Annotated in this window: 11 protein-coding genes; 10 read left to right on the top strand and 1 reads right to left on the bottom strand. The window is 32.0% G+C overall.

Translation table 11 applies throughout. The annotated features are described in order from the left end of the window. Positions 1 to 585: a hypothetical protein gene (locus N4A35_14950; protein ID MCT4582712.1), complete on the top strand. Its 585-nt coding sequence runs from the start codon at positions 1 to 3 to the stop codon at positions 583 to 585. Between the two features lie 4 nt (positions 586 to 589). Here the strand turns inward: N4A35_14950 and N4A35_14945 are convergent, their stop codons facing one another. Next, complete coding sequence (locus tag N4A35_14945; protein MCT4582711.1) at positions 590 to 2,899, bottom strand: patatin-like phospholipase family protein; 2,310 nt, start codon at positions 2,897 to 2,899, stop codon at positions 590 to 592. 118 nt (positions 2,900 to 3,017) lie between these two features. Between N4A35_14945 and N4A35_14940 the strand changes: the two genes are divergently transcribed. The 9 genes from N4A35_14940 to N4A35_14900 all read left to right on the top strand — a co-directional run bounded on the left by N4A35_14940 (position 3,018) and on the right by N4A35_14900 (position 10,402). Continuing rightward, positions 3,018 to 3,635, top strand: coding sequence for a hypothetical protein (locus tag N4A35_14940; GenBank protein ID MCT4582710.1), 618 nt, complete (start codon positions 3,018 to 3,020; stop codon positions 3,633 to 3,635). An 86-nt stretch (positions 3,636 to 3,721) separates the two neighbouring features. After that, entirely contained in the window at positions 3,722 to 4,054 is a 333-nt protein-coding gene (gene rpsF, locus N4A35_14935) for a 30S ribosomal protein S6 (protein ID MCT4582709.1), read from the top strand. A 25-nt stretch (positions 4,055 to 4,079) separates the two neighbouring features. After that, positions 4,080 to 4,349: a 30S ribosomal protein S18 gene (gene rpsR, locus N4A35_14930; protein ID MCT4582708.1), complete on the top strand. Its 270-nt coding sequence runs from the start codon at positions 4,080 to 4,082 to the stop codon at positions 4,347 to 4,349. A gap of 12 nt (positions 4,350 to 4,361) precedes the next feature. Then, positions 4,362 to 4,808, top strand: a complete 447-nt coding sequence (rplI, locus tag N4A35_14925) for a 50S ribosomal protein L9 (GenBank protein MCT4582707.1) — start codon at positions 4,362 to 4,364, stop codon at positions 4,806 to 4,808. Positions 4,809 to 4,907: 99 nt separating this feature from the next. Then, positions 4,908 to 6,011 carry a glycosyl hydrolase family 18 protein gene (locus N4A35_14920; protein MCT4582706.1) on the top strand — a complete coding sequence of 368 codons (1,104 nt, stop codon included), beginning with the start codon at positions 4,908 to 4,910 and terminating at the stop codon, positions 6,009 to 6,011. Between the two features lie 44 nt (positions 6,012 to 6,055). After that, positions 6,056 to 7,978, top strand: coding sequence for a histidine kinase (locus N4A35_14915; protein ID MCT4582705.1), 1,923 nt, complete (start codon positions 6,056 to 6,058; stop codon positions 7,976 to 7,978). Positions 7,979 to 7,983: 5 nt separating this feature from the next. Next, positions 7,984 to 8,742, top strand: a complete 759-nt coding sequence (locus N4A35_14910) for a LytTR family DNA-binding domain-containing protein (GenBank protein ID MCT4582704.1) — start codon at positions 7,984 to 7,986, stop codon at positions 8,740 to 8,742. Positions 8,743 to 8,850: 108 nt separating this feature from the next. After that, positions 8,851 to 9,195 carry a hypothetical protein gene (locus N4A35_14905; GenBank protein MCT4582703.1) on the top strand — a complete coding sequence of 115 codons (345 nt, stop codon included), beginning with the start codon at positions 8,851 to 8,853 and terminating at the stop codon, positions 9,193 to 9,195. 22 nt (positions 9,196 to 9,217) lie between these two features. Beyond that, positions 9,218 to 10,402 (top strand): hypothetical protein, encoded by a 1,185-nt coding sequence (locus tag N4A35_14900; protein MCT4582702.1) that lies wholly within the window; start codon positions 9,218 to 9,220, stop codon positions 10,400 to 10,402. Positions 10,403 to 10,509 lie beyond the last annotated feature (107 nt).

Genomic DNA, 10,509 nt, shown 5'->3' with positions numbered 1-10,509 from the left:
ATGTATAATATTTTACTAATTATAGCTATTATATTTTCTATTGAGCTAAGCGCACAAACGGACTCTTCTAGTAAAACTAATATTTTGTTTGTGGGGTTCGAGGGGCTAGAAGGATTTGGTGATGTGAAAAATTTAATGTCGTTGAATAATTCAGAAGAATTGATGATTAAAGGAGGTCTTGTACCTAAAATAGGTATGTCTCATCGATTAAAGAAGAATTTTTTAGTGACTTTTGATATTAATTATTCATTTTATACTAGTTCAAAATTAGATACTGTTATTAGTAGTGAAATTAAGATGTATAGGTATAAAAAGCATGGGCTTGGAGCAGGTATAGATTTTGATTATTATCTTCTAAAGAAAAAACATAATTATACAGGTTTGTTAGTTGGAGTGCAACTAAATAGATTAAGTTCTTTTTCAGAATTTGAGGTTTTAAAAGAAGCTTCAAAGTTGAATGTTCTTAGATATAAAATTGGAGTTGTAGCCTATAGACTAGGGGCATCAGTACGATTCTTTTATAGTAGGTTTGGTGATAATAATATGCTCGGGGCTGAATTAAGAATAGCTTTAAAGTCGTTTTGACTAATTATTTAATGAATCGTTTATTAAACAAAATATATCCATAGTTTAAAGAAAAATTCCAAGGAGAGTTGGGTTGAGCATCATAATAGTTTACAGCAAAAGCTAGTGGGCCAATTGGACTGTGAAAAACCAGCTTAGCAGTAGCAAGATACCTGTAGTCGTTAAAAGAAACATTGTAATTATAGCTAGCGGTATTGGTGTTCGTACGTTCAATAAGGACTGAAGGGCGGAATAAATAAACTTCGCCACGTAAATCAATATTCGGTCGAATTGGTGTAACAAGTTTGGCTCCTAGACCAACATAACCATGAGAAGCGTATTCTCTAAAAAAGTGGGTTTTACTTTCTGGAAATGGCTGATAAATAGGAGCGTTTAAAACAGTAGAAGTGTAATTTCCAAAAAATTGATTTCGCCAGCTGTTTACAGCTTCAACTTCAATACCTAGTCTAATGTTCTTGTGGAATTTAAGGTATTGTTCATAATGTGCAGTTAACCAAAAATCGTAATGGGGAATGTTAAATTGATCTACTGTTGCATTGGCTGTACTTCCTGGGTAGTAGTCTTCTAGTCCTTTGATGTATTTCCCAGAAACAGAGAAAAATCTTCCCTCAGAAGAATAAGCTTTTCGATTTAAGGTTGAGGTGCGTAAGCTAAGACTGTTGACATGCGCAGAAAAGTAGGTGATGTCAGCAGTGTCACTTGCAGAAAAATTATCTGTTTGATAATAACTATCTTTATTGATTCCATGGGAAGTATTGAACGTCAACTTGATTTGTTTCCCCAAAGGGATGCCAATTTCTCCTCCATAAAAACTTTCATTTTGAATAATATATGAAGGTTTGACAGCGTCAAAGAATGTGGTAAAACTTTTAAAATAATCCCAGTTGTTTAGTACTCCGTACCCTTTGAGGTAAAAAGGTATTCTGGTATTAAAATCTGTTTGAATGCCTATTCCCGTCGAACCATAATATTTACCAAAGTGAATATCGCTATTTAGTTTTAATCCTATTTTGCCTAGTTTTAAGTACTCTAAACCAAAATAACCAGTGTTGATTGGCCTTGAGGAAAAAACACCTCCAAACTTTATAGCAACGGGTTTCTGAGGAATGACATTGATTTTAACTTCGTATTTTTTAGAGTGTGGATTGTATTTAGCAATAGGGTATAATGATTTGATTTTTTCGTCAGCAAGAAGTTTAAAGAAACGTTCCTTTAAGGTGTGAAAGTCGATCTCAATTTCATTTCGATGAATCAATGCATTCTTGATATACCGAGCCTGATTACTTGAAACTCCCTCAATAGTAATTAAGTTAATTGTTGGGTTTAATTGGGCAACTTTAGATTTAAAGTTGTTTCTTCTAAGAATAAGGCTGTCTGTACTCACTCTTCTGGCTATTTGGGCCTTAATAGCATCCATCGATTTTATGGTTGCATCATAGCCCTCTTGAATAGCTGTTTGAGCTTCCTCAAAGTCAAAGGTTCCGATAGAAACTTTTGGGGAGATTAAAATACCATTATCACATAAAATATCAACGTCATTTCTGTTAATGACCATACTTTTTAGTTGAGAAAGTACATCATCTTCATCCGGAGGTGTAATTGAATCAGATAAGTTTACCCCAATAATAATGTCAGGGTAAAAGTCGTTATACATAATGTCACTAGGGAAATTATTATACAATCCCCCATCAAATAAAAGTTTTCCGTCAACTTTGATAGGCCTCAGGTAACCAGGGAAAGTCATGGAAGCTCTCACAGCTTGGTTAAGATGTCCTTTGTTAAAAATAACAGCCTGTTTAGTGTTAACGTCAGAGCCAACGCATCGAAAAGGGACAAAAAGATTGTTGAAGTTATAATCTGCAGCTTTAGAGACACCTGAAAAGGTGGTCATAAATTCAAAGTCTAGTAAAGCTGAATTGGTAATGTTAGTAGGAATAGCTTTACTAATTGAAAATTCTTTTTCAAACCAAATTTTTAAAAGAGCAGCATCATTTTCTGGATTTCTGTAATAGTAATCTAAGTCCTTATCAATTTTACCAAAGGCCATTTTTAAAAAGAGTTTGCTTCCCACTAATGCCTCCATTTCTTGTGGTGAGTATCCACTAGCATAAAAACTTCCCACTAATGCTCCTGCACTAGTCCCTGTTATATAATCAATGGGAATGTTGTGTTCCTCCAAGGCTTTTATAGCCCCAACATGTGCAAGGCCAAGTGCTCCACCACCACTTAAAACTAAACCGACTTTTTGGGCACTAAAATTGCTTGTTAAAGTACACGTAATCAAAATAAGAAATACAAACTTTAGCGTTTTCACCCGATTCATTTTATTTTTGTATTACAAAGATGTTAAAACACTTTCAACTAAAAAATACTTTAACCTTTAAAATATGCATAGTCTAACTAAAATATTCTTACTATTAACTCCTTTCTTTATGATAAGTTGCTTAGATGTGGTAGAAGAAATAGAACTAAATGAGTCCAAAGGAGGAAAAGCTATCTATACGATTAATTTGAGCCAAAGTAAAATTAAACTCAATACTTTAATGAAGTTGGATAGTATTGATGGCCATCGTATTCCTAAACAATATGAAATTGAAAGCGAGCTTGCCAAAGCGGTTCAAGAGTTAAGGACGAAAAAAGGAATTACTGGAGCAAGGTACGAACTGAATAAAACAGAATATATCTACACATTAGAAGTTGAATTCTTAAGTGTAAATGATTTGGATCTAGCTATTCGAACATTATCCTATTGGAGAAAATCTGACTGGAAGCCTCAGGAAGCTTTCTACGTTCAAAAAGAACGACGTTTTATTAAACATGTTCCACAAATACATGTAAAAGAAAAAGACCTTGGAGAAGTAGAAAAAAGAAAAGAAAGTTTAAAATTGGGAAGCTATACTTTTATCCTAAGAAATGAGGGGGAAGTAAGTACAAATAACCATAAAGAGATTAGAGTTTCGGGGAATAAAAGAGCAGCACTGTTTCGAAAAGATTTGTATAATTTGGCTAAGTATAGAAACGGTTTTAATTTAGAAATGGAAGTAAAATAATAGATTGTTTTGTTAATAAATAAAAAAGGATTACTTTTGCAGGCCGTACAAAGTGTGCGGATTAGAATTATTTAAAACAAATTATTATGAACAATTACGAAACTGTTTTCATTTTAACTCCCGTTTTATCTGATGTTCAGGTAAAGGAAGCAGTAGAGAAATTCCAGAGCGTTCTTAAAGATGCTGGAGCGAAGCTTTCTCAAACGGAGAATTGGGGATTGAAAAAAATGGCATATCCAATTCAAAAGAAATCAACAGGTTTTTATACATTATTTCAGTTTGAAGGAGCTGGTGATGTTGTAGAAAAATTAGAACTTGCATTTAGACGTGACGAGCGTATTTTACGTTTCTTAACAACTAAAATGGATAAGCACCATGTTGCTTTCGCAGAAAGAAGAAGAAGTAAAGCTAAAGCTTAATTAAAAACATTAAAAAAGATCAGAAATGGCTGGAAAAGATTCAGATATCAGATATTTAACGCCAATTAGTATTGACGTTAAAAGCGATAAATATTGTAGATTCAAAAAATTAGGGATTAAATATGTAGATTATAAAGATCCTGAGTTTTTATTGAAATTTATTAACGAACAAGGTAAAATTTTACCAAGAAGAATAACAGGAAACTCTGCTAAATATCAAAAGAAAGTAGCTCAAGCAGTTAAGAGAGCTCGTCATTTAGCGATTTTACCATATCTTGCGGATCAATTAAAATAAGGAGGGCATATCATGGAAGTTTTATTAAAGAAAAATGTAGATAATTTAGGAGATAAAGATGAAATCGTATCTGTAAAAGATGGTTACGGACGTAATTTCCTTATCCCTCAGAAGATGGCTGTTATTGCAACAGAATCTGTAAAGAAAATGCACGCTGAAACAATGCGTCAAAGAAGTCATAAATTAGCGAAGATTAAAGAAGAAGCTCAAGCAGTTGCTGCTAAGTTAGCTGAAGCTTCAATCAAAGTTGGTGCTAAAGTTGGTGAGAACGGAAAGATTTTTGGTTCTGTTACTAACGTACAGTTAGCTGATGCTTTAAACAAAGCTGGTTTTGAAGTAGAAAGAAGAAAAATTAAATTATTAGGAAGCGCAATTAAAGCTGCTGGTTCTTATGAAGCAGAAGTGAAATTACACAAAGAAATCACTGTAAAAGTAGGTTTTGAAGTTGTAGGAGAATAATTTGCTTACGCAATTTGATTAATATTTTAAAAGCCTTGTAGGAATTTCCTACAAGGCTTTTTTTATGATCGTTATTAATTTTATAGGAAGTCAAGAGAGATGAGAAGATGTTTTAACTTAATAGTAATTTTTGCTTTTTCAATACTTTTATTAGCCTGTGAAGCAGGAAATAAAACACCTAAAGGCGTTGAAACGATTTCAAAAGAAAAGAAGGAACAAGAAAAACCTAAAGTTCCTGTATTGGGTTGGCATAGAACAAAGGAAGGTGTTCAGTCTTACAATTACGAAGCTTTAAATATGTTGGCCTATTTTTCTTATAAAGTGAACCCCTCAAATGGAGAGGCTGAGGAAAGTATCGATTGGGCAAACGATCCAATAATAGACTCAGCTCAAGCTAAAAACTGTTCGGTTTATTTAACAATTACGAATTTTGGTTATTCAAAAAATGCAGCGTTGTTATCTAATCAAAAAGCTTGTGATACACTGATCAAGAGAGTATCTAATATGTTGGTGCAACGAAATGCAGCTGGAGTTTGTGTTGATTTTGAAGAGATTCATCAAAAAGATAGTAGTCTTTTTGCAGGTTTTATACAACAGTTAGGACAAGAATTAAAGAAAAATAAGCATCGTGTTATGGTGGTGCTACCCATAGCATTTCAAGAAAATATAGTAAATGCAAAAGTCTTAAAAACGAGTGTAGACTACTTTGTAATGATGGGCTATGCTTGTTACCATTTAAAAAGTCATCATGCTGGACCAATTTCTCCTTATCAAAGTGGGGATATTTGGGAGCCTTATAACATTAATGATAATGTGGATCAATACTTAGAACATTCCTTTCCAAAAGAACAATTCATGGTTGCTTTACCACTTTATGGCACAATATGGGAAACGGAAACCATAAATTTGAACAGTAGATCTGTTAAAGGGATTAAAGAAATTAGCTATAACAAAGTAATGGAATTGGTAGAAAAAGATAAAGTTATGCTTGATTCCGTTAGCCAAAGTTCTTATTGTGTCTATCGAGAAGGAGAAAAGATCATGCAATGTTGGTTCGAAAGTAAAGAAAACTTAGCGTATAAGATAAACCAGTTATTAAAAGAAAAATCAATTGGAGGAATTGGCTTTTGGGCAATGGGTTATGCCAACGAACATCCTGATGTCTGGAAGATGGTTGAGGAAAAATGTAATCCTTCCCGATAAGGGAATAAAATACGTAACTTTGTTAAAGCATTAAGTTCCATGCCATGAAATTTTTCTTTTTTTTAATATTGATTAGTTCTACTTTTTCCATTCACGCTAATGATATTGACTCTTTAAAAACGATTCTTAAAATTAAAGAAAACGATGCAACAGAAAAGGAAAAAGTATTGGAGCTTTTAATGCTAGAATATAAGCGTGTTAATTATGATTCATCAAAAATATATTGTGACAAGTCAATTGCCATTTTATTAAGCCAAAATAAAAGAGATGATAAAAGGTTAGCGCAAAGGTATATAGATAAGGGAAGCCTATTAACAAAATTATATTCATTTGACTCAGCAGGACATTATATTAATGCTGCAATAGATCTTTGTGTTAGTAACAACAATAAAGCTTTGTTAGGAAAAGCTTACAATCAATTAGGGGTACTTTATTATAAAAGTTCAGACTATGAAAAAGCTATTGATTATGCTTTGAAAGCTCTAAAAATATCTGAAGAGGCAGGGATATCTAAGCTGCCTCCTTTAAGTTTAATTTCTACATCATATTATGGGGTTAAAAATTATAAAAAAGCTTTAGAATATAATGAGCTTGCTGAGAAAGAAATTTTATCTAAAAAGAAGCTTAATTTAAAAGATTCCTTAAGTTTAACTACAATCCATACTAATATCGCAGGAGCATTGATGCATTTACAAGATTCAGTAGAAGCTGTCAAGAGGTTGTTTTTATCATATAAAATAGGTAAAGAAACAAATAATTATAAGAGTTTAAGTTATACCTCATACGCTTTGGCTAAATATTATGATTCTAATAAAGAATCGGAAAAATATAATATAGATTCAGCTTATTATTACCTTAAGGAGTCTTTAAGGTACAGTAAATTGACTAATGATATAGGTAGGGAAGTAGGTGCCTATATTGGTTTAGGGTCATTATTAGTTGAGCAGAATAGAAATGCAGAAGCTTATCACGAACTTAGAAAAGCATTAAATGTCGCTCATAAGTTTGGAGTAAAACAAGATGTAGAGCATTTGTATTATTATTTGGCATTAGCAGCTATTAAAGAATGTCCAGATTCAGTTTTATTCTTTCTAAATAAAAGAGATAGTATTAAGTCTTCTTTTCTGAATGCTCAAAATATTGAGAATATTAATGAATTAACCCTTAAATATGATACCGAAAAGAAAACCTATGAGAATCAAATTCTCAAGCAAAGTATCGTTGTTCAAGAGAAAGATTTTAGGTTAAAAATAATAATTGCTGTAGGGATAATTGTTGGGACGTTATTCGTTGCATTACTCATGTTTTTAGTGGTGAATAGGAAAAAGGCTAAAGCAGAAAAAGAACTGTTAGAATTAGAGCAAAAACTATTGCGTACTCAAATGAATCCACATTTTATCTTTAATTCTTTAGCAACAATAGGTAGTTTTATAAGGGCGAATAAAAAAGAAGAAAGTTACAGGTATATTACTCGATTTGGAAAATTAATGAGAGCAATTTTAGAATGTTCTAGAGAAGAGTCGATTAGTTTAGAAAAAGAAATTGAGATTATTGAAAATTTTCTGTTTTTACATAAATTGCGTTTAGGGGAAAAATTAAATTATCAAATCAATGTGGATGATGAAATAGACGTCGAGGAATATGACGTTCCTCCAATGTTGCTTCAGCCATTTATAGAAAATGCAATAGAGCATGGTGTGGAAAAACTGACTGCTCCTAGCCAGTTGATCGTAAATGTGAAATTGAAAGAAAGGGTGTTAATTTTGGAAGTAGAAGATGAGGGGAAAGGCTTTAAACAAGTTGAAGAGGTTGCCAGTGAAAAGGAGGGGTATAAATCTTATGCAATTCAAATCACAAGGGAGCGAATTGAGAATATGAGAAATAAACAAAGCATAGAGTTGGCTATCAATAATATTATTGAAGACGATGTTGTGAGAGGAACTAGGGTTGCTTTAGTAATAAATTAAAAGGTATGTATAATATATTAGTTGTAGATGATGTAGAAGTGCTAAGTGATTCTTTAATAGATCTCTTAAAATCATATTATGCAGAAGAAATTTCATCAATTCATGTCGCTAATAGCTATCAAGAAGCGTTAAATCTGATGTTGACTAAAACGTTTGATATTCTCTTTTTAGATATTGAGTTGGATGGTGATAAAACAGGATTTCAATTGTTAGAAGCAGCCAATAAAGAAAATTTTCATTTAGTTGTAGTAACCTCCCACGCACATTATGCTTTAAATGCTATTAAATATAGTGCGATTGATTTCTTATTAAAACCTGTAGCTATAGAAGAATTAGGAGACGTTTTTGAAAAGATAAGTAAAAAAGAACTCCACCAGTCATCTATAATGCTTCAGTTGAGAACACTTCAAGAGAATTTAAGTGAAGCCAAACCTAAAAAAACAAAACTGGTTCTAAAAACACAAGAGGAGATAAAGGTGGTGAAAATTAAAAATATAGTTCGTTGTGAAGCAGATGTCAATTACACACGGTTTTATTTGCTTTCAGGTGAAAAGATTATGGTTTCAAAACCTCTAAAAGAGTATGATAGTATACTAACTGATCTCGGCTTTTTTAGAGCTCATAAGTCACATCTGATTAATATTGAGTATTTTGAAAGTTATAAAAAGCGTGAGGGTGGATACTTAGAAATGACAGATCAAAGTATTGTTCCTGTTTCTGTTAGAAAAAAAGAGAAGCTTTTAATGCTGATTGAAAGCTTGTAATTTTTTGTTTACGTTAAATAAAGAATACTTCACGATAAATCATCCTTGAAAAGAAGGCGTTTTTCCTACTCTTATTTTTGCTTTGAATTTAATCAAAACAATAAAAAAATGAGTTTTACAGAAAAACAATTAGAATTGATTCATGCTGAATCACCAGAAGTTTTATTTAGACTTGAAGGGATAGAGGTTGTTGCTATATACAGCTTAGGGCAAATGCATAACAAAGTAGTTCGTTTAACAGATAATTTCTTTGGAAATACCAAAGTGGGAGTATTTAAGATTGATGAGCTCAATGATCAAAATGAATTGAATTTTTCTAATCCTGACGATTGGCAAAATGTTACAATTAATTCCATTAAGTTTTCCTTAAAAGGTCCTACCAAGTGGGGAGAATTTGAAGATACCTATCAAAGGTTAACGGATATTAAAACTATAGAATTGTTAGAAAAATAGGAAGATAAAATAATAAGAGAAAATGAAAAGTGTACTTGTAATAGTTGTGTTGGCTATTTTTTCCATAAAAAGTAGTTGGTCTCAAGAGGCTTATATTGGAAAATCGGCAGATAAAGTAATTGATTATTGTAAATATTGGGAACAAGAAAAAGGGATTGGTTTGTTTCATAAAATGTATGAAGATGGAGAACTCAGTGGAGTTTATTTAATGTTTTCAAATACATCAGACCTGGATTTTGATTTTGTAGCGACGAGGTCAATTATATTTTCATTAAAAGATGGAGTTTGTAATGAGGTGAAAATAGAATATGTAGATATGTCAAAATCTAAGTTAAAGACATTCTATGTAGCGGAAACAAGTGATTTTAATGCTGTTGGTAATTATTTCTTCGCGCCTAATTATAAAACATATCGTGTTTTGTCTGAAAATATTTTAGGAGACGCAGTTGTGAAAATCAAAAAGACGGATGTGAAAAAACTTTCTTCTGGAACAAGAGCTAAAGTCAATACAGGGATTTTGGAATATGAAAAACAAGAAGCCCAGAAAGAAAAAGAAAAAGCAGAAAGGTTAGCTAAAGAGAAAGCAGAAAGAACAGAACGGCTTTCAAAAGTACTTGCTCTAGATAAAGAGTCTCCTGAGCAGTATCAACGTTTCGTAGAGCAATTAACAGATAACTTAATGAAAGAGTTTGATTATAATAGAAATTCTCTGACAGAGTTCTGTAAGTCAAAAAGAGATGGAGCTTCATATTTTGAGTATAAGAATATATATGCTGCGAAATTTACAAGAAAGCATAATGGTCAATCTGGAGAATATGAGGGTGATTTTGAGTCAAACAATGAGTTTAAATTAGTAGCAGGAATAAATAAATCGCTTTCGTATATAAAAGAAGCATCCTTTGATATACCTTGTATATTCAAAGAAGGATATCATAGGAATACAGAGTTAACTCTCTCAAAAATAGAAACAGTTGTTGTTGAAGGGGAGACCGAAATTAAATTGAAAAATGGTGTACTTACTTATGTCAACAAAACTCCTCTGGATTATATTCAAAAAGAATTAGAAAAAGAGGTGAAAGAAAGAAACGAGGCTAATGGAAAATATGTTTTGTCATATTATTACATTAAAGTTTTTAATAAAGAACAAGTTAGAATAAACCTCAAGAAAAAGAAGAGCGCGCTAGATGTAGCTAAAGGATTGTATTAAATATATTTTTTTAGTTTAACTGTTTGATAATCAATTTTAAAAAAGCGTACAGCCGTTTAAGTTCGTTTTTACACAGGTTTTAATTGTTTAATTACCGACTAAATCCT

The organism is Flavobacteriales bacterium (assembly GCA_025210295.1).
In the GTDB taxonomy this organism is placed as follows: domain Bacteria; phylum Bacteroidota; class Bacteroidia; order Flavobacteriales_D; family Parvicellaceae; genus S010-51.
Note: the sequence above shows the minus strand (reverse complement) of the source record. Positions and strands in the feature narration are given on the sequence as shown.